14 protein-coding genes are annotated in these 20515 nt (G+C 67.6%); 8 read left to right on the top strand and 6 right to left on the bottom strand.

Annotated features, from left to right (window positions below; all coding sequences use genetic code 11):
• The first annotated feature begins 4 nt into the window (after window positions 1-4).
• From FBY20_RS09560 to FBY20_RS09585, 5 genes are all read left to right on the top strand, one after another.
• Window positions 5-2272, top strand: coding sequence for an FdhF/YdeP family oxidoreductase (locus FBY20_RS09560; protein ID WP_142051705.1), 2268 nt, complete (start codon window positions 5-7; stop codon window positions 2270-2272).
• 198 nt (window positions 2273-2470) lie between these two features.
• Entirely contained in the window at window positions 2471-3922 is a 1452-nt protein-coding gene (locus tag FBY20_RS09565; RefSeq protein ID WP_142051708.1) for a peptidoglycan recognition family protein, read from the top strand.
• Between the two features lie 26 nt (window positions 3923-3948).
• Window positions 3949-5973 (top strand): C1 family peptidase, encoded by a 2025-nt coding sequence (locus tag FBY20_RS09570; RefSeq protein ID WP_142051711.1) that lies wholly within the window; start codon window positions 3949-3951, stop codon window positions 5971-5973.
• Window positions 5974-5995: 22 nt separating this feature from the next.
• On the top strand, window positions 5996-10501 hold the full coding sequence (locus tag FBY20_RS27965; RefSeq protein WP_255452306.1) for a CHAT domain-containing protein: 4506 nt from the start codon (window positions 5996-5998) through the stop codon (window positions 10499-10501).
• Window positions 10502-10541: 40 nt separating this feature from the next.
• Window positions 10542-11873 (top strand): hypothetical protein, encoded by a 1332-nt coding sequence (locus FBY20_RS09585; RefSeq protein WP_142051717.1) that lies wholly within the window; start codon window positions 10542-10544, stop codon window positions 11871-11873.
• A 12-nt stretch (window positions 11874-11885) separates the two neighbouring features.
• Here the strand turns inward: FBY20_RS09585 and FBY20_RS09590 are convergent, their stop codons facing one another.
• The 3 genes from FBY20_RS09590 to FBY20_RS09600 all read right to left on the bottom strand — a co-directional run bounded on the left by FBY20_RS09590 (window position 11886) and on the right by FBY20_RS09600 (window position 14168).
• The gene (locus FBY20_RS09590; RefSeq protein WP_142051720.1) at window positions 11886-12662 is read right to left on the bottom strand and encodes a fused MFS/spermidine synthase; all 777 of its coding nucleotides are present in this window, start codon (window positions 12660-12662) and stop codon (window positions 11886-11888) included.
• A gap of 79 nt (window positions 12663-12741) precedes the next feature.
• Window positions 12742-13161 (bottom strand): universal stress protein, encoded by a 420-nt coding sequence (locus FBY20_RS09595; protein ID WP_056319443.1) that lies wholly within the window; start codon window positions 13159-13161, stop codon window positions 12742-12744.
• Between the two features lie 14 nt (window positions 13162-13175).
• A complete protein-coding gene (locus FBY20_RS09600; protein WP_142051723.1) occupies window positions 13176-14168 on the bottom strand; it encodes a TerC family protein in 993 nt (330 codons plus the stop codon).
• Between the two features lie 148 nt (window positions 14169-14316).
• On the opposite strand from FBY20_RS09600, the gene nhaR reads away from it, so the two are divergent.
• On the top strand, window positions 14317-15225 hold the full coding sequence (gene nhaR, locus FBY20_RS09605; protein WP_142051726.1) for a transcriptional activator NhaR: 909 nt from the start codon (window positions 14317-14319) through the stop codon (window positions 15223-15225).
• 13 nt (window positions 15226-15238) lie between these two features.
• On the opposite strand, the gene FBY20_RS09610 is transcribed toward nhaR, so the two are convergent.
• Window positions 15239-15739, bottom strand: coding sequence for a DUF2501 domain-containing protein (locus tag FBY20_RS09610; RefSeq protein ID WP_142051729.1), 501 nt, complete (start codon window positions 15737-15739; stop codon window positions 15239-15241).
• 286 nt (window positions 15740-16025) lie between these two features.
• Here FBY20_RS09610 and FBY20_RS09615 point away from each other — a divergent pair, with 286 nt between their 5' ends.
• Entirely contained in the window at window positions 16026-16823 is a 798-nt protein-coding gene (locus FBY20_RS09615) for an alpha/beta fold hydrolase (RefSeq protein WP_142051731.1), read from the top strand.
• 36 nt (window positions 16824-16859) lie between these two features.
• Here FBY20_RS09615 and FBY20_RS09620 read toward each other — a convergent pair whose 3' ends face one another.
• A complete protein-coding gene (locus FBY20_RS09620) occupies window positions 16860-17897 on the bottom strand; it encodes an alpha/beta fold hydrolase (protein WP_142051733.1) in 1038 nt (345 codons plus the stop codon).
• 219 nt (window positions 17898-18116) lie between these two features.
• Between FBY20_RS09620 and FBY20_RS09625 the strand changes: the two genes are divergently transcribed.
• Window positions 18117-18929 (top strand): alkaline phytoceramidase, encoded by an 813-nt coding sequence (locus FBY20_RS09625; protein ID WP_142051735.1) that lies wholly within the window; start codon window positions 18117-18119, stop codon window positions 18927-18929.
• Window positions 18930-18948: 19 nt separating this feature from the next.
• Here the strand turns inward: FBY20_RS09625 and FBY20_RS09630 are convergent, their stop codons facing one another.
• Complete coding sequence (locus tag FBY20_RS09630; protein ID WP_142051737.1) at window positions 18949-20508, bottom strand: 3-hydroxyacyl-CoA dehydrogenase; 1560 nt, start codon at window positions 20506-20508, stop codon at window positions 18949-18951.
• Between the last annotated feature and the right edge of the window lie 7 nt (window positions 20509-20515).

The following is a 20515-nucleotide window of genomic DNA, read 5'->3' on the forward strand; positions in this document are numbered from 1 at the left end:
TCGCATGACCCAAGGCAAACCCGCTGGCATCCGCCCCTACGACGCTCCCGCAGGCGGTTGGGGCGCCCTGAAGGCGACCGCGCAGGCTGTGGCCAACCAGATGCGCATCGCCGAGGCGCCCGCGCTGCTGTTGCGCACCAACAAGCCGGACGGCTTCGATTGCCCGGGCTGCGCATGGCCCGACAAGGCGCATACGTCGACGTTCCAGTTCTGTGAAAACGGCGCGAAGGCCGTGACGTGGGAAGCCACCCGCAAGCGCGTGACGCCCGAGTTCTTCGCCGCGCATCCGGTGGCCGAGCTGCTGACCTGGAGCGACCACGACCTGGAGAACGCGGGCCGCCTGACGCATCCGCTGGCCTACGATGCGGCCAGCGACACCTACCAGCCCATCGCATGGGACGACGCGTTCGCGCGCATCGGCCAGACGCTGGCCAGCCTGCCCGACCCGGACATGGCCGAGTTCTATACCTCGGGCCGCGCCTCCAACGAAGCGGCGTTCCTGTTCAGCCTGTATGCCCGCGAATTCGGCACCAACAATTTTCCCGACTGCTCCAACATGTGCCACGAGGCCACCAGCGTCGGGCTGCCCCAGGCCATCGGCATCGGCAAGGGCACGGTCTCGCTGGACGACTTCGATGTGTGCGACCTCATCATCTCGATGGGACACAACCCCGGCACGAACCATCCGCGCATGATGGGAACGCTGCACGACTGCGCGCGCCGCGGCGTGCCCATCATTGTTTTCAACCCGCTGCGCGAACGCTCGCTGGAGCGCTTTGCCGATCCGCAGGATCCGATCGAGATGGGCACGCTGGGCTCCACGCCCATCGCGTCCACGTACTTCCAGGTCAAGGTCGGCGGTGACGCCGCCGCGCTAAAAGGCATCATGAAAGCGCTGATGAACGCGGACCGCGACGGGCGCAACACGCTGGACCACGAATTCATTTCCCGACACACCAACGGCTACGAAGCCTTCGCCGAGGACCTGGACGCCACGAGCTGGGCCGACATCGAACAGGCAAGCGGCCTGCGTCAGCGCGACCTGGAGCAGGTGGCCGACGCCTATGCGCGATCCAACGCCACCATCGTCACGTATGGCATGGGCATCACGCAGCACGAAAAGGGCACGAGCAACGTGCAGCAGATTGCGGCGCTGCTCTTGATGCGCGGCAACTTCGGCAAGCCGGGCGCGGGCATCTGCCCCTTGCGCGGGCACTCGAACGTGCAGGGCAACCGCACGGTCGGCATCACCGAAAAGATCGATCACACCATGTTCGACCACGTCGAACAGACCTTTGGTTTCCGGCCCCCGGAGCGGCCCGGCCATGATGCGGTGGAGGCCATGAAGGCCATGGCCGCGGGCCGCGCCAAGGCGCTGATCTGCCTGGGCGGCAATTTCGCGATCGCGCTGCCCGACACCGACGCCTGCGAGCGCGGCATGCGGCAGCTGGACCTGGCGGTGCATCTGAACACCAAGCTGAACCGCTCGCACCTGTTGATCGGCAAGCAGTCGATCATCCTGCCGGTGCTGGGCCGCACGGAAAGCGACGTGCAGGCGGGCGGCGCGCAATCGGTCACGGTGGAGGATTCGATGTCGATGGTGCATGCCTCGCGCGGCAAGCTGCTGCCGGCATCGACGCACCTGCGGTCGGAACCGGCCATCATTGCCGGCATGGCGCAGGCGACGCTGCCGCGCAGCCGCGTCAACTGGGCGCATCTGATCGAGGACTACGACCGCATCCGCGACCTGATCGAAAAAATCTACCCGGACTTCCGCGACTACAACGCGCGCATCCGCATCCCCGGCGGCTTTCGCCTGCCGCTGCCCCCCACCGAGCGCATCTGGAAGACGGCCTCGGGCAAGGCCGAATTCATTCCGTTCGCCGGCCTGCGCGAAGATCCCGACATCGTGGAAGGCAACATCCTCAGGCTCACCACGCTACGCAGCCACGATCAATACAACACCACCATCTACGGCCTGGACGACCGCTATCGCGGTGTGTTTGGCCGGCGCGACGTGCTATTCATGAACGCGGCCGATCTGGCGCGCCATGGCATCGCGCACGGCGACGAGGTTGAAATCGTCACCAGCCTGCCGGGGCAGACGCACCGTCGCCTGCGGTTGACAGCCATCAAGCACGACATTGCGGCCGGCTCGGTGGGCGCGTACTACCCTGAAGCGAACAACCTGTGCCCGCTGGATTACCAGGACACGGCGAGCGGCACGCCCAGCTACAAATCGATTCCGGTGCGCATCCGCAAGGCAGCGTGAACGCCACGCCTCATCCGTCTGGACGAGCGCAACCGGGGCCGGATGGTGCATAAGCACCATTGCACATTCAAGGATTAATACTTTCGGCTACTAGCAAGGCGGATGAGGTCCGCATATATATCCCTGCAATGGGCGCCGCATCATCGTCGTCATGTCGTCTTGCCAAGAACACCCGCGCCCGTTCCGAGGAGACCATCGATGGCACGATGTCCATTCGCGACGTGGCGGCCCATATCGGGATCGTCCGGGCCTCACCTTGGCGGCCCTTTCAAGATCGTCCATCACACCACGGAAGGCAGCACCGCGCAGGGCGCGATGGACGCGTTCCGCCGCAACCGATCCGACCCCCACTTCACGGTCGATGCCACGACGATCTTCCAGCACGTCGACACCGCCGAAGGCGCGCGGGCGCTGCGCAACGATGCGGGCGGCGTCCAGACCAACCGCGATTCGGCCGTGCAGATCGAGCTGGTGGGCTTTGCGCACCTGCCCAAGGACAGCCGGGCGCTGACCAACCTGGCGCGTCTGTGCCGCTGGATCGAAGCGCAGCACGGCATCCCCCGCAAGTGGCCCTCGGGCCGCCCGTTGCCGGCCAAGAACGGCAAGGACCCCGGCGGCCATAACCGCAATGCCGCCATCTGGGACTCGCAGAGCGGGCACTACGGCCATTGCCATGTCCCCGAAAACACGCACTGGGACCCGGCCTATTCCGCCGCGGAAGCCGACTTCATCCTGGCCGCCACGTTCTCGGAGGACGGCGCGCTGGTATCGCCGGCCCCGCCGCCGCGCCCCGCGGGCCGCGCATCCAAACGCGCCGCGCCTACCTCGACCATGCCGGACCACGGCGTCAACGCGGTTGGTATCCACGGCTATCTGAATGACCTGCCAGTGCAGATGCTGGAGCCGCCCGGCATGCCCGTCGCGCGGCGGCGCACGCCCGCCAAACGTTCGGGCGCCGTGCTGCGTGCCGGCGCCGGGGGCAAGAACGCGCGGCAGGCGCCGCAGGCCAGCATCAACGCCGGCAGCGTGCTGTCGTTTGCAGCGGGCCTGCAGGAACAGGACCGCGGCGACGTGCTGTATTCGCTGCAGCTGGCGCAACGCGCCGCCAGCGCCGCCCACGACCGATTCACCCAATCGCAGGCCTGGTATCAGACCTACGTGGAAGTGCTGGAGAACCTGGGGTGGACCAGCGGGCAAATGCACTTTACCCATCACGAGGAAGACGAGTGCGAGTTCCGCATGGACCAGGTGGCCGTCGACCTGCTGCTGGCCGTCGCGCGGCGCGATCAGCTGGCGGTGCTGGACCAGGCGGTGTCCGCGCTGGGCCAGCTGGCCGAAGACGACGACACCGTAAAGCTCTTCGACTTTCACGCCTCTTCGCAGTCGGGAGGCAACTTCCAGCTGGGCGCCGTGCAGCGCGATCGCGGCGGCGGGCTGTCGATGGCGCTGGGCGCCTACTACTTTCGCGCCGTGGACAGCCGCAAGCGTTTCCTGTTTGCGCAGTGGGGCGCGCGGCAGGTGAACTTTTGGGCCTGCGCGCAGCGCCTGACGCTGAACGCCGCCCTGTTTGAACAGCTGCGCGACGACGTGCAGGCCAAGCTGGCCGCCGACGCGCCGCGCTACATCGCCAGCTTGAAGCTGGCGTCCTAGCCGGCGGCCGGCATTGGGAGAACGACATGGCGACCCGAAAGGCGGCAGCGCGCACGACGGCCAAGCCCGCGGCCAAGAAGAAGGGCACGCGCGTGGCGCAAGCGTCCGCCGCGGCGCCGGAAGATCCGGCCCCGAAGGCCCGCAAGCGCCGCAAGCAGGATGACGCCCCGGCCGCGCGGCTCTTCGAGCGGTCCGCCAAGCCCGATGCCTTCGACGCGCGCGACATCCTGTTCCGGCCCAACATTTCCGTCACGCCCAAGGCAGAGATGATCCCCGTAATGGGGCTGACCGTGAAGCACCAAGGCGAAACGTCGGCCTGCACGGGATTTGCGCTGTCCACGGTGGTCGAATACCTGCTGCGCAAATCCGAGCGCGACACGCGCCCCGCGATCTCGCCATTCATGCTGTATTCCATGGCCCGGCGCTATGACGAGTTTCCGGGATCGGTCGACGACAGCGGCTCCAGCCTGCGCGGCGCCCTGAAGGGCTGGTTCCGGCACGGCGCCTGCGCGCAGGCGCTATTTCCCACGCTCGACATGCCGCCGGCGGCCAAGCGTCCCGAAGACGACTGGTGGCTGGACGCGGTCAAGCGCCCGCTCGGGGCCTACTACCGCATCGACACGCGCAGCATCGTCGAGATGCACGCCGCGCTGAACGAGGTCGGCATCCTGTACGCCAGCGCGGGCTGCCACGACGGCTGGGACGACGGTCACGGCGTCACGCCGCACGACGATGAACCTACGCCCGTCACGCGGCCGTTCTGGGTGATTCCGGCCACCGGCCAGGAAACGGCGATGCAGGGCCACGCCTTCGTCATCGTGGGCTACACGCAGGACGGTTTCCTGATCCAGAACTCCTGGGGCGAGGAATGGGGCACGCACGGCATGGCCGTGCTGACCTACGACGATTGGCTGCGCAATGCGATGGACTGCTGGGTCGTGCAACTGGGCGTGGTCACGCACGAACACGAGCGGATCTCGAACAGCATCAGCCTGCGCACCGAAGGGCGGAAGGTGACGCTGGCCGCCGGCAAGGTGCTGCGCGACCGGGAACTCACGCCGTTCATCGTCAACGTGGGCAACAACGGCAAGCTCAGCAACAGCGGCGCGTTTCGCACCACGCCCGACGACCTGCGCGCCATCGTGGACGTGCACATGAGCGCCGCGCGCGAGCGCTGGAACCTGAAGGACAAGCCGATGGACGTGTGCGTGTACGCGCACGGCGGGCTGGTCGGCGAGAACGATGCGGCCGAAGCCGCTGCCGAATGGATCCCGCTGCTCTACGACAGCCAGATCTTTCCGGTTTTCCTGATGTGGGAAACGGATTTCATCACCACCGTCAGGAACATCATCCGGGACGCCGCGAGCAACGTGCCGCGCACCACCGGCGGCATCGGCGAGCGGCTGGAACGCTGGTGGAACCAGCGGCTTGAACGCTGGCTGGCGCGGCCCGGCACGGTGGTCTGGGGCGAGATGAAGCAGAACGCCGAAGCCATGAGCGAACCGGTCCGCGACGGCGGGGAAGAAGCCGCGATGATCCTGCTGTACAAGCACTTCAAGGCGCACGTCGCGCGCGGCCGCGTGCGTCTGCACATCGTGGGGCATTCGGCCGGCGCGATCGTCGCCAGCCACTTCGTCAAGCGCCTGACCGCCGACGGCGGAGAGCTGGAGTCGCTGAGCCTGATGGCGCCCGCCGTCAGGCTGCGGACCTTCAAGGACCTGGTCGTGCCGCACCTGGGCAGCCGCGTGAAGCGCTACCAGCAGTTCCACCTGTCGGACCGCGCCGAAGAGGACGATCCCACCTGCGGCCCGTACCGGCGCTCGCTGCTGTATCTGGTCAGCGAATCCTTCGAGGGCGGCACGACGACACCGCTGCTGGGCATGGAGCGCTATTTCCGGGATGCCGGCATTGCCTGCGACGCGCTTCACGTATCGCCCGAGGGCAGCGCGCCGGCCAACGCCCGTGTCCTGCCCGTGGCGTCCAGCACGCACGGCGGATTCGACAACGACAAGGGCACGCAACAGCAGGTCATCGCGTTCATCAAGCGGTGACCGCGGGTGAAGAGGGCTTGTCATGACAGAGATGGAGCCGAAACCCTATCGCGACGCGCCGGCGCTTGCCCAGGGCGCGGCGCTGCCCGAATTTTCCCTTTTTGGCGAGCCTGCCGAGGTGGCGCGCGTGCTGTCCCAGGTCGGCGTGCCCTGTCTGGTGCTGGCCCGATCGGGCGAGATCGTCGCGGCCAGCGCCGTCCTGCCGCTGGCGCGCGAGTCGCTCGTTAACCGGCACGTGAGCCAGGTCTACGGGCTTGGAAAGCCGCTGCGCATGGGCGATGGCGCCGTCGACGTCGTGTACCGGAGCCCCGGCGGTGCACGCGTGCCCGCGCAGCTCATCCCGCTGTGCACGCTGGACAGCGGCGAACTCATCGTGCTGGTCAACGACGGCGCGCCGTTTCGTGAGGCCGAATCGCATCGTTTCGAGCGCACTCCGTACGCCGTGTTCCGGCTGGACATGCAGGGCGTGATCCGCTTTGCCAACCCCGAGGCGGCGCGCACGCTGGGCCTGCCGCGCGAGGCCCTGTGCGGCACCCGGCTCGCGGCGCGCTTCCGGCCGTCCGACGGCGGCCCCGTGCAGCGCGCCATCCTGCGCTGCGTGCAAGACACGGAAGGCGATGCGATGGTCGCGGTGACTATCGCCATCCCGGTTCCAGATGACGCCGACCGGCAGTTCGAGCTGGTCATGACGCCCGATCCCGCCCCCAATGGCGAACTGCTGGGCGTCATTGCCGTCATCCAGTCGCGCACGCTGGAGTCCGCCCGCGATGAGATCCGGCGCATTGCCCTGGATCCCGCGATCGCCGGCTGGCGGCTGAAGCTGGACCGCATCCTGGAGCAGATACGGCGCCTCATCCCGTTCGAGCACGCGGTCTTCGGCATCTATGGCAACGACGTGTCGCTGTTTCGCGCGATCGCCGTGCGCCCGGAGGGCGTGGAGCTATGGCCCGCGCGCTGGATGGACCTGCCGCCCACGATCCGCACGTTCCTGGATTCCGGCCGGACCTGGGTCGAAGAGATCGGCGCCTTCGTCCAGAAGAACATGCCGCAGCCCGGCAACGAGGTCGTGCGGTGCTATCAGGACCTGGGCATCGAGGCCTCCGTCACGCTGCCCGTCACACGCCCGGACGGCTACAGTTCGGCGCTCAGCCTGTGCTCGCGCCAACCGGGCGCTTACGGCGAGCGGCACCTGGAGATGCTGCGCGCGCTGGACCTGGAACCCGTGCTGATGCGCTTTGAAAAAGAGCGCGACGACGAGCGCGCCGAATTTGCCGATTCGCTGCGGCGCAAGGTGATGGCCGCCGCGTCGCTGCGCCAGGCCGCCGAAGAGATCATCGTCCAGCTTGCGCAGCATTTTTCGTGGGACCACGTAGCGCTGTATCGCGTCAACCGCCAGGACAAGCGCTTCGAGGTCGTCACCCAGCACAGCCTGGCGCCGGCCTACGCGCTGCCGCCCGCATACCAGCAGCCCACCTCGCAAGGCATGCTGGGCGCCACGCTGGCGCAGGGCTGCCTGCTGGCGGTGGACGACATTGGCAACCCGGCCTACGCGCAACACGGCTACGGGGGACCAAAGCGGCCGCTGCGCTCGGCCATGACCGTGCCCATTCACCTGAACGGCCGGATACGGTGGCTGCTTGACGTGGAATCGTCGGTCTCGCACGCCTTCAAGGGGCCGGACATCGACGACCTGCTCCAGATCATCGCGTCGCTGGAAGAAGGCCTGGCGCAGCATCTGCTCAACCAGACCAAGCAAAGCCTGATGGCGGAAACCGAACAGGCGGTGGTGTTCGTGGGCCGCGAGGGCGCCGTCATCGAGATGAACCGCGTGGCAACCGACATGCTGGGCGCCGAACCGCGGCGCGGGCGCAGCCTGGACGAGGCCCCGGCGATCACGGACTACGCGATTGCGGGCGACGAAGCCACGCAGGGCATCCTGACCGCTCCCTTTACCGTCAAGCGCGAACGCATCGAACTGCTGGACAGCACCGGCCAGCCCCGATCCGTGCTGGCCACGCGCACCGACCTGGATCCCAGCCTGGACATGTCGATCTGGTTCTTCACCGACATCGCGGACCTGGGGTGGGCGCGAGACCGTGGCCGAGGTGGCGCGGCAGACGCGCACCTCGTTGTCGCTGGCGTGCAGCCTCACATCGCAGACCGTGCTGCTGCACGAGGACGCCCGCCAGGGCATGTCCGCCGAGGAGGTCGCGGCCCAGGCGCAGGACCTGAGCCAACGCATCGTGGCCGAGATCGGCAAGGCCGACATCACCTTCGAGCGCCTGGCGGGCGCCAGCGAATCGCGGCGGCGCACCCGCGCCATGCACAGCGACGTCGAACTGGGCGCGCGCCTGCAGGACGTGGTGACCGCCTTGCCCGCGCGCGACCAGCGCCGGATTGCGCTGACGAATCGCACGGCCTCGCGCGACGGCCCGACCGTGTCCGGCGATGCACAGGCGCTCTCGGCGGCGTTCCGGTCGATGACCGATTACCTCCTGCGCTGCCGCAATGCGGACGACGCCCGCGTGACGATCGACCTGGATGCCGGCCCGGACGGCTGCACGATCCGCTTCGGCCTGAGCAAGGAGCAGCAGTGGGAGGCCGATCCGCCCGCCCACGCCGTGCCCGACGACGCCTTGCTCAGCGCCGAACGCGCCGCGCACGACGGCGCCAGCATCGCCATCACCCAAATACAGGAAACCGTGATCGACCACGGCGGCGCGCTGGTCGCCGACCCGCCGCTGTCGGCTGCGCCGCTGCACCCGGCCGACGCCTACGCGACCGTCACGCCGCCGTGGCGCGCGTTCACGCTGATCCTGCCGCTGCGGTCGGGCTAGGCCATCCGGAACCTGGGACAGCCATCATGGAACACGACCCCGCCGGACCCAACTTCATCCTGCTGGCCAGCATGAACGACGAGCACGAGGACGATTGGGCCAACAACATCGCCCAGCTGCACCGCCACGTCCAGCAGTACCCGGCGATCGCGCCGTTCGTGGGCGCGGAACTGCGCCGCCGCACCTCGCTGGAAAGCGCCAAGACGCAGATCGAATCCTGGGATCTGTCGACGCCCCGCATCGAACCGCGGCTCGTCATCATCGACGCCCGGCTGGGCTCGACCGCCAGCAAGCGCGGCAAGCCCGGCGCGGCGGCGGTGGAACTGCTGGAATGGATAGCGCGGCGGTCTTCGGTGCCCTTGCTGGTCCTGGCGGTGGACCCGCCCGAGCTCGTGCAGCGCTACGTGCTGGAGCGCCCGGAAGTCTTCATGTGGACCAACGACGCGAAGACCGCCGTCAACAGCGGCGCGGAGGTCGCCACCGTGCTCACGTGCCTGACGCCGCTGGCGCCGAAGCGCCGGCGGCGGCTCATCATCCGCGTGGGCGAGCATTCGATCACCTACCGCATCCAGATGGGGCGGCACGAATATTCCTCGCAGGACATGCCCTACAAGGAGCGCGACCGGATCTCCGCGCTGGTGGGCCGCATCGAGACCTTCAGCCCGTATCTGGGCGAGACCAAGGCGCCGCAATGGCTCAAGGACCTGAGCGGGGTGGGCGAAGACGTCTTCAGCGCCATGGTCACGCACAGCCTGGGCGCGCCCGTCGCCAAGCTGATCCAGCGGGCGCGCGACGAGGAAGTATCGCCAGGGGCCGGCGCCTTCGCGGGGCTGGACCTGCGCTTTGAATTCAACCTGGCCAGCCAGGAAGTCTCGCGTCTGTTTAACCTGCCCTTCGAGATGGGACGCGAGTTCGGCGCCGACAGCGGCCGCTACCTGTGCCTGGAGCTGCCGATGGCGCGGCGCCTGCATCTGGAAGGCACGGCGCCCGCGCCGCGCTGGGAGCCGGACGCCCGCGCGCCCGGCCAGCCGGTGCGGATGCTGTTCATGGACGCCAGTTCGGTGTTCGGCACCGTCACCTTCCGGCGCGAGGACGGCGGCCCGCCGCTGCCCGCCATGGAGTTCGGGCCGCTGCAGTCCGTCGCGAAGGAACGCGAGCACCTGGCCGAGCTGGCGGCGCGCGCACCCGGTCACCTCATCATCGATCACGTGCGCGCCGCCGACGAAACGGGCCTGGTGGGCGCGGACCTGCAACGCCGCATCGAGGAACGGTTGCGCACGGGCAACTACGACATCTTCCATTTCGCCGGCCATTCGGTGTCCGAGGGCGAAAGCACGATGCTGGTGCTGCCCGGCGAGGACGGCGAAGCGTGGCAGTTGTCGATCCGGCTGATCGGCCAGTGGATGGAAGCGGGCAAATGCAAGCTGCTGGTGCTGTCCTCGTGCAGCGGCGCGTCGGTGCGCACGGCGCTGGAAGTCATGCGCGCCGGCGCGGCCGGCGTGCTGGCGTTTCGCTGGCAGGTCGAAGAGGAATCCTGCGCGCGCTACATCCAGCGTTTCTACGACGTGTACCTGGACGCGGCGCAGCCCAAGGACCTGGCGGAAGCCTACCGCTACGCGTGCAAGGCCGCGCAGGGCGACGCGGGCGACCTGCCGACCTGGGCGTCGGCCGTGGCCATCGTGCGCGACTGAGCGCAAAGCCGCTGCGCGCGGCCCAGAACAAGGAGCTGACATGGATGGGTTATTCGGCATGCTGCGCGGCATCGGCGGCAAGGCGGCAGGCGGCGACGGCGCGGGCGCCCTCCTGCCCACCGTCCCCGCGGGACGCAACTTCTATGCGCAGATCGAGCCTCCTGCCGGCAACACCGCGCTGGCCGCGGGACTGGACGGCGCCGCCTTCGTGCCCGGCCAGTGCTACTTCAGCGTCCGGCTGGTCGAAATGCGCCTGTGCGAGGCGGGCAATTACCTCAGCCAGTTCCTGCCGCTCTGCACGTTCTTCCTGCGATACGGCGCGGACGGCGTCCGGCGCGAGATTCCGTACATCGTCGGCTACGACCTCATCCAGCAGGCGCTGGGCGCGGCCGCGCCGGACGCCGGCGCCCGCCGCGTGGCGTTTCGCGACGTCTATGTGGCGCGCAACGTTCCTTACGCCAGCGACGGGCTGGAGATGTATGCGGCGCTGTGCCGGTTCGCCGACAGCAGCCTTTCCCGCGGCATCCTGGATTTCGTCTCCACGGCGGTCACGATGCTGGGCGGCCCGGTGGGCGGCGCCATCGTCAAGACGGGCGAAAGCCTGCTCACCCCGCTTGCCAAGCTGTTCGGCACCGATGGCGTCAGCGTGCGCTTCGGCGTCTACGACGGCGATGCGCTGCGGCGCAGCGGCTATCGCGTCCTGGCGGGCGCGGACTCGCAGGACAAGCTGGCGGGGTTGCAACTGGTGGACGGCGTGCTGCACCGTCAGCAAGGCGCGGGCAAGCCCGAACCCGTGAACGACGTCGACTATCTTGTCCTGGCCTTCGAGCAGCGCGCGACGCTGGGCACGGACATGTTCGCCGCGGCCACCACGCTGCCGTTTCATCATCTGTGGAAAGATGTGTCCAAAGCCCTGATCGGCAACGATGCCACGGCCGCAAGCGCCGCCTACCAGTCCCTGCTGATCGCGGTGGCCGAATCGCCGCTGCTCATCGACGCCGACCGCTTCGCGCTGCTTACCGCCTACGCCGCGCAGCGCGGCGCCTGGGAGGCCGCCAGCGAGCGGTCCGGCCTGCGGACCCGCGGCGGCGGCAAGAGCCTGGCCACCGCCATGACCGACCGCGTCAACGCGCGCGGCAAGACCGATCCGGTGGCGGCCCTGCTCAAGGCGGCCAGAAAACACATCACGCCGCCGCCCGTGCCGGCCGCGGACGCCGGCCCTGCGCCCACAATGCTGGACGACCAAGCCATCGCGCAGACGGTGTCCAGCCTGACGAAAACGCTGGGAGAAAAGGGCGAGGCGCCGGCGTCCCGCGACCTGTCGCGCGCCACCCGCGAACTGCTGTCGATCATGCTGAGCGATCCGGCGTAGCAGCCGCCCCGCCTACCGCAATTCCAACGTCGCGCCGATCACGCGCATCGTCGGCATGAGCTGGCGCCACGCATCCTTGGGCATCGATGCCGGGCGCTTCACCTGCGCCGCGGCGGGGTCGTTCAGCAGATCGCCCTTGCAGGCGAACACGATGCTGTTGGTCATGTCGTCGTCCACCACCTCGAACATCGACGAGCCGAACGACGCGCGCACGCGGTCCAGGTATTCGTGGTGCATCGGGTGGTTGACGTGGAAATTGATCACCAGGATGCCGTCATCGCGCAAGGCGCGGTGGCAGTCGGCGTAGAAGCCGGCGCTGCACAGCGGGCCGGGGATGCCCCCGGCCACGAATCCATCCAGGAAGATCACATCGGCCTGTTCGGTCAGACCCGCGAGGTGCCGGGCCGCGTCGGCCTCGATCACCTGAAAGCGCTCGCCGTCCGGCGGCACCATGAACGCGTCGCGCAGCGCGATGACGGCCGGATCGATCTCCACCACCGTGATGCGCGCCCCCGTCAGATAGCGATGGCAGAACTTGGGCAGCGATCCGCCCCCCAAGCCCACCATCAGGATGTCCGCCGGCTCCGGCTTGAACAGCACGAAGCCCATCATCATCCGCGTGTACTCGATCTCCAGCGCGTCCGGGTTGAGCAGCGACATGCTGCTCTGGATCTCCTGCTGCGTGAAATGCAGGGTGCGCCGGGTGCCGGCATTCTGGATGAAAGGCCGGTGCGGCGCCGCCGGCGCGTCGGTAACGGGCGAATCGGCGGGAGCGGGAACGTCGGACATGGGCGCGGGTTTGAGGCGAAAGATCCGCAGAAGATACCACTGCCCGCACCCACGCGGCCCGAACGGCGCCGCCGCCACGTCAGACGAGCATCACCGGACAGGGCGAATGCGCCAGAATCCGCCCGCACACCGAGCCGCGAATGGCGTTGAGCAGCGGGCTGTGATGGTGCGACCCCAGCACGATGGCCGCCGCGTCGACCTGCTTCGCATACTCGACGATCTTCTCTGGCGTGAAACCCACGAGCTCGTGGCATTCGTGGCTGACATTGGCGGCGGTCAGAATGCCGACCACCGATTGCATCGCCTTGCCGCTTTCCTCGTGGTGCCAGGCTTCGATGTCCGCCTTGCCGATGAAGGACTTCACGTCCCCGCCCACGTCGGGTTCGCAGTGCACCACATGCACGACGAAATCCCGGTTCAGCAAGGGACTATCCACCAGAAATCGGGCCGCCGCGTCGCTGTGCAGCGACCCATCGGTAGCAAGAATGATCGTGTTCATGGCAGACCTCCGGGTCATGACTTCCTGGTTTCGGAGCGCGCGGGCTTTTGCGCGTCCCTTCCCGGCATCACCCAGCTTGCGCCCACCGACGCCAGCAGGATCACGCCAACCACCCCAAGCGACCAGTGCACCGGCACGTGGACCCATTGTTCGGCAAGCATCTTGCCGCCGATGATGACCAGCACCGTTGCCAGGCCATACTTGAGATAGTGAAACCGCGCCACCATGTCCGCCAGCAGGAAGTACAGCGCCCGCAGCCCCATGATGGCGAAAATGTTGGACGTGAAGACGATGAACGGATCGGTCGTCACGGCAAAGATGGCGGGGATGCTATCCACGGCAAAAACGACGTCGGTCGCCTCGATCATCACCAGCACCACGAACATCGGCGTCGCGTAGCGCAACCCGTCGATGCGCACAAAGAATGACTGCCCGTGATAATCCTTGGTGATCCGCATCGCCGACCGCAGGAAGCGCACCAGCGGATTGCGCGAGATGTCCGGCTGTCGGCCTGCGGTGAACAGCATCTTGAGCCCCGTGAAGACCAGGAACGCGCCCAGCACGTAAAACAGCCACGTAAATTGCGACAGCAGCCACACGCCGGCCAGGATCATGCTGACCCGCATGACGATGGCGCCCAGCACTCCGTACAGCAGCACTCGCCGCTGCAGCTCCAGCGGCACCGCGAAGTACGTGAAGATCAGCGAGAAGACGAACATGTTGTCCACGGACAGGGACAGTTCAATGAGGTAGCCGGTAAAGAACTCCAGCGTCTTCTGATGTGCCACCGCCCGCCCCAGCGCAACGTCCAGATACCACCACATCAGGCCGCCAAACAGCGTGGCAAGCGTCATCCACGCCAGCACCCAGCACAGCGCTTCGCGCGAGGACACTCGGTGCGCGCGGCGCCCGCCGAACGCATACAGGTCCAGCGCCAACACGAGCAGCACGAAACCCACGAATCCCGCCCACATCGGCAGCGTCGCAAAGGTTTCGACCCGGTTCATGAAAGGCGCCTCCTTCCCTCGCGCCACGCGAGCCGCGCAAGGGGCGCACAGGGACTGCATTCGCACGAGGCCAGTCTAGTGCGGCGCGATTGCTCCAACAATTCGCATTAAGATGACCCGATAGTCAGATTTTTTGGAGCGATCAGCCATGGTCACGCTCAACTACAAGCATCTGCGCTATTTCTGGACGGTGGCCAAGGCGGGCAGCATCGCCCGCGCGGCGCAGCAATTGCAGCGCACGCCCCAATCCATCAGCGGCCAGATCCAGGATCTGGAATCCGCGCTGGGCACCGAGCTTTTCCGGCGCGCGGGCCGAGGCCTTGAACTGACCGACGTGGGGCGCCATGCGCTGCTTTACGCGGACCGCATCTTTACCTTGGGCGACGAATTGCTGGATGACCTGCGTGAGCGTCCCGCGCGGCGCGCACTGGAGTTCAAGGTGGGGGTGGCCGAAGGCATGCCCAAGGCGATGGTGTACCGGATGATCGAACCCGCATTGCAGCTGGCCGAGGACGTGCGGCTCATCTGCCGCGAAGGGCGTCTTCCCTTCCTTCTAGCTGATCTGGCGGTGCATCGCTTCGACATGGTGATCGCCGACCGCCCGATGCCCGGCAACCTGAACGTGCGCGGCTTCAGCCATCTGCTGGGCGAGTGCGGACTGACATTCTTTGGATCGCCGCAACTGCTGGACACCCTGCCGGGCACGTTTCCGGCGCTGCTGGATCAGGCGCCGTTCCTGCTTCCCGGCGAAGACGCCGCCATCCGGCCGCGGCTGCTGCGCTGGTTCGACGAACAGGACATCCGCCCACGCATCGTGGGCGAGTTCGACGACAGCGCGCTGATGAACTCCTTTGGGCAGACCGGGACAGGCCTCTTCGTCGCGCCCACGGCGACCGCCGCGTACCTGTGCAAGCAGTACCGTGTGCGCGCCATCGGACACGCACCGGCGGTGAAGGAGCAGTTCTACGCCATCACCACCGAACAGCGGCTGGAGCACCCGGCGGTGGTGGCGCTGAGCCGCGCGGCGCGGGAAGATATTTTCGGGGCGGCGAAGTAGCGATGGGGCGCCGCTACAGAAACGACTTCGCGTGCTTGAGCACCTGATCGCACGCCTTGCGGGTCAGTTCCTCTTTCAGCCCGCCGCCGCTCAGGTCCACCGATTTGCCGTCGCTGCCGTTGAGCAGCCCTTGCAGGCCGGCAAGGTATCCCGAATCCGACTTGGCCTTCTGCGTCGAGCCGACACCGATCTTGCCCAGCAGCTTGTCCTTCATGGCCTGCGCGTCGCCGCCGGCGAGGTAATTGTTCTTCATGCAGAACTCCAGCACGCCGGCCGCGTTGCCGGCCGTGGCCGGGGTAAGCGAAGACAGCGGCAGGCTGTTGCCCAAGCCCTGCAGGATGCCGCCTTGGCCGGCATTGCTTGGGGCGGCGCCGCCTTGGGTTGCACTACCTTGGCCCGCGCCTTCCATCTGTCCCTTTACGGCATCGAGCCACTGCGCGCTGGCGGTGCCTGCGTAGCACTGCGCCGCGATGAGCGCGGCGGCGCCGGCGAGGTGGCGGAAAGGGATCTTCATGACTTGCTCCTGGTGCGATAAATAACTGCGGCCATCGTAGTGGCGCGCCGGCGAAAATCGGCGCGCGGGCAGGGCATGTAATGCGACAAATGATGTGCGTGCGGACACGGTCCGCCGTGGTGCAGTAGCAATTGCATTCGTAACGTCACGCCTTTGATACCGGCGCGCCACGCCAGCAAGCGCCTGGGCGCGCCTACGCTACTATTTCGAACTGTCCCCGGGAGGCGGCTGTGGTGCTGCCGCGCCCCAGAGGCGTCCCGTGCCATCTGATCTGTGAGAACCCGTGATGTCGTCCGTCGAATTCCAAGATGTATTCGTCCCCGCAGCCAGCGGCCAGCTTTTCGTGCGGCGTTGGACGCCCGCCGCATCCGCCACCTCTGCCGGCAGCGGCGCGCCCATCGTGCTAATGCACGATTCGCTGGGCTGCGTGGAGCTGTGGCGAGACTTTCCGGAACGGCTGGCCGGCGCGACGAGGCGCGAGGTCATCGCCTACGACCGCCTGGGATTTGGCCGGTCCGACCCGTACAAGGGCGCGCTGGGTGTGGACTTCGTGGTGCGCGAAGCCATCGAGGGATTTCGCGCCGTGCGCGAAGCGCTGGAGCTGGACCAGTTCGCGGCGTTTGGCCACAGCGTGGGCGGCGGCATGGCCATTGCCAGCGCCGCGGCATATCCGCAGTCGTGCCGCGCGCTCATCACCGAATCCGCGCAGGTCTACGCAGAGGAACGCACCCTGGAAGGCATCCGCCAGGCGCGCGAGGCTTTCGCGCAGCCCGGACAGCTTGACCGCCTGAAGAAGTACCACGGCGACAAGGCGGCCTGGGTGCTAAGCGCCTGGATCGACACCTGGCTGTCGCCGGACTTCGCGGACTGGACGCTGGACCCGCAGCTGGCGCAGGTGAAATGCCCCGCGCTGGCGCTGCACGGCGACAACGACGAATACGGCTCCACGGTGCACGCCGAGCGCATTGCGCAGCTGGCAGGCGCGCAGCCGGTCATCTTCGAGAACTGCGGCCACGTGCCGCACCGCGAGATGCCCGAGCAGGTCCTCGCGACCGTCTCGGACTGGCTGCCGCGCGCCGGCTGAACGGCGCGTTGCGTCGCGGCCTGACGCGTTTGCGCGCTACAGGCGGGTGACGCGAAGCACCGCGTCGGCAAACGCCTTCGGCGCCTCTTGCGGCAGATTGTGGCCGATGCCGACACCCACGTCGATGTGCTGATATTTGCCGGTGAACTGGCCGGCGTAGGCCGCGGGTGGCGGATGCGGCGCGCCATTGGCGTCGCCTTCCATCGTGATCGACGGAATGCCGATCCTGGGCAATTGCGCCAGCCGCGCCTCCAGCTCGTCGTACTGTGACTCGCCCTGCGCCAGTCCCAGCCGCCAGCGGTAGTTGTGCACCACGATCTCGACATGGTCGGGGTTGTCGAAGGCGCGCGCCGATCGCGCAAACGTTGCGTCGTCAAAGCGCCATTGCGGCGAGGCCAGTTGCCAGATCAGCATGTTGAAGCTGTTTACGTTGGCAGCGTAGCCGGCCGCGCCGCGCTCCGTTGCGAAGTAGAACTGGTACCACCATTGCAGCTCGGCCTGCGGCGGCAGCGGCTTGCGGTTGCCTTCCTGGCTGCCGATCAGGTAGCCGCTGACCGACACCAGCGCCTCGCAGCGCTGCGGCCACAGCGCCGCCATGATGCATGCGGTGCGTGCGCCCCAATCGAAGCCGGCGACGACCGCCTTGCGGATCTTCAACGCGTCCATCAGCGCAATCATGTCCACGGCCACGACGGCCTGTTCGCCATTGCGCGGGGTGTCCGGCGATACGATCCGCGTGGTGCCGTAGCCGCGCAAATGGGGGACGATCACGCGGTAACCTGCGGCCGTCAGGCGCGGCACGACGTCGATGAAACTGTGGATGTCATAGGGCCAGCCGTGCAGCAGGATGGCGACGGGGCCATCGGCCGGGCCGGCGTCCACGTAGCCCACGTCCAGCGTGCCGGCGCGGATCTGCCGGATGCGGTCGAACGTGGGGACGGGGCCTTGCGGGGCCTTCGCCACGGAGTTGGCGATCGCGTTGCCGCCGAGCCCGAGGTCCAGCAGGCTGGCGCCCGCCAGCGAAGAAGTCGTACCCAGCAGGCGGCGCCGCTGAACGTTTACCGGTTCCGGCATGGTGATACTCCAGAAAGTCTTGTTGAAGGGGACGTGACTGCTGGACGTCACTGTGGACCAGGGCGCGGGGCACTGGGTGTCGGCGTGTACGCGCCGCGCGCGCGGATACACAACGACATAAAAATCCTGCGAAACCCGCAGCGCCGGGGCTGGAGACGGGCGGGCGCCGCCTTTACTATCAGCATTAGCCGGCACACCCGCCTGCCGGGGAAGAACCGCATGAGCACACTACCTGCTGCAACGCCCCCCGGCCTGAACACGCGCCGCTTGCTTCCGTGGACAGTGGTGATCCTGGTCGCCGTGGGCCTCGCGCTGCACGGGCCGATCGCCCAGCTCGAGCACTATCACGACTTTGCCGACAAGCGCGCGTGGCTGGGCATTCCCAACGCGGGCGATGTGCTCTCCAACCTGGGCTTCGCGGTGGTCGGCTGGTATGGCTTGGCGCTGGTCATGCACTCGCGCCGCCTGCGTGCGCTGGACGCCATCCGGCCCGGCTACACGGTGTTCTTTCTTGCGCTCATGCTGACCGCATTCGGCTCCGGGTGGTACCACCTCTTGCCCGACAACGCGCGCCTGATCTGGGACCGCCTGCCCATCGCGCTGCTGTGCGCCGGCATCCTGTCGGCCGTCTGGCGCGAAACCGTCGGCGACGGCCGCTGGGTCGACGTGCTGTGGACCGCGCTTGCCGTCGGCAGCGTGGCGTGGTGGTGGTACACCGACCACACATCCACGGGCGATCTGCGTCCGTACCTCTTCGTGCAGTTCATGCCGCTGGTGCTGGTGCCGCTGCTGCAATGGAGAAACGGCACCCCGCTGCGCGAACGGCTGTACTTCGGCGCGGCCATCGGGTTCTACGTGCTGGCCAAGGCCGCCGAACTGCTGGACTATCAGATCTACCAGACGTTCGCGTTCATGAGCGGCCACACGCTCAAGCATTTGTTCTCGATGGCGGCCGGGCTGATGGTGACGCTGAATTTCGCGCATCGCAAGCGCGAGGCGGACGCAACGCCTGGCGGATGGATGCCAAGATAGATGACCGGCGCCGCCGCCTTTAGCGCGCGCTCGCCACCGTGCCCAACGGCAACCCCAACTCGGCCCGGCGCGACAGCCAGGCGCTCGCGCGATATCGCGGTTCCAGATAGCGTGCGTGCAACTGTTCCAGAATCCGCAGGACGGTGCGCGCCCCCAGCGCGTCGCCCAGCGCGAACGGGCCTCGCGGATACCCCAGCGCCAGCATCACCGTCTGATCGATGTCTTCCGGCGTGGCGATGCCCTGCTGCGCCATGGCGCACGCGTTGTTGACGATGGTCGCGGCGATGCGCTGCGCGACAAAGCCCGGACTGTCCTGGATGCACGTCACGGCCGCTCCGTCCTGTTGCAGAATCGCGCGCGCCTGGTCTCGCATGACGGCGGACGTCACTGGCGTCAGCATGATCGTGTAGCGCGTCAACGTGAAGAGCGGATCGGCGGCGACCACGCGCCGCGCGTCCAGTCCCAGCCGAGCGCACACGGCCGTGGCGTCCTCGCCCACGGGCAGCACGAAGCACAGCGCCGCGTCCGACGGCGTTTCACCGGCCTCCAGCGTTGCGCCAGCGGCCACCACGCTCGCCGCCAGCGTGGCGCGAAAAGGCAGATCGGACGGCGCGATCCACACCGGGACGCGCAGGTCCACCGCCACGGCAACGTCGCCGGCGTCCGGATCGATGCGCTTGCCATCGTCGCCATACCGGTAAAAGCCCTGGCCGGTCTTGCGTCCGAGCACGCCGCCGGCCAGCCGCTGTCGCGTGATGATGGAGGGTTGATGCCGCGCTTCGTCGAACCACTGCCGGTAGATCGACTCGCCCGCCGGGTGCGACACATCCAGCTCCGTCAGATCGAAAAGCTCGAATGGTCCCATGCGAAACCCGCACGCATCGCGCAGGATCGCATCGATGCCCGCAACGTCGCAGATCTGCTCGCCCGCAATGCGCAAGGCTTCGGGCTGATAGCCGCGGCTGGCGTGGTTGGCAATGAAACCCGGCGTATCGCGCGCCAGCACCGCCGTGTGTCCAAGCCGGCGCGTGAACGCCGCCAGCACCTGGGCCAGACCCGGCGCGCTGCGCAACCCCGGAATGACTTCGGCCAGCTTCATGCGCGGCACGGGGCTGAAAAAGTGCAGGCCGCCCACACGCTGCGGCGCCGCACACCCGCTGGCCACCTCAGTGACCAGCAGCGACGACGTATTGGTGGCCAGCACGCACTGCCGCGAGACGACGGCCTCCAGGTCGCGAAACAGAGCCTGCTTGGCGGGCAGCGACTCGACAATGGCCTCGATCACCAGTTCGCAGTCTTGCAGGTCCTGGAGGGTGGCTGCGGCAATCAAGCGCGCGTCGGCGCCTTCCGCCTGTTCGGACGGGATCTTGCCGCGGGCGGCCAGCGTCGCGAGGCGCGCCAGGATGTCCTGCCGCGCCTCGCGGGCGGCGCCCGCCCGCGTGTCATGCAGGCGCACCACATAACCCGCCTGGGCCGCCACCTGCGCGATGCCGCGTCCCATCAGGCCCGCGCCCACCACCCCCACGATCACACCGGGACGGGCCAGGTCGGGAAGACCGGTGGTCGAATCGCTGCTCATATGCCTT

The organism is Achromobacter sp. SLBN-14 (genome assembly GCF_006715415.1).
GTDB classification, from domain to species: Bacteria; Pseudomonadota; Gammaproteobacteria; order Burkholderiales; family Burkholderiaceae_B; genus Achromobacter; species Achromobacter mucicolens.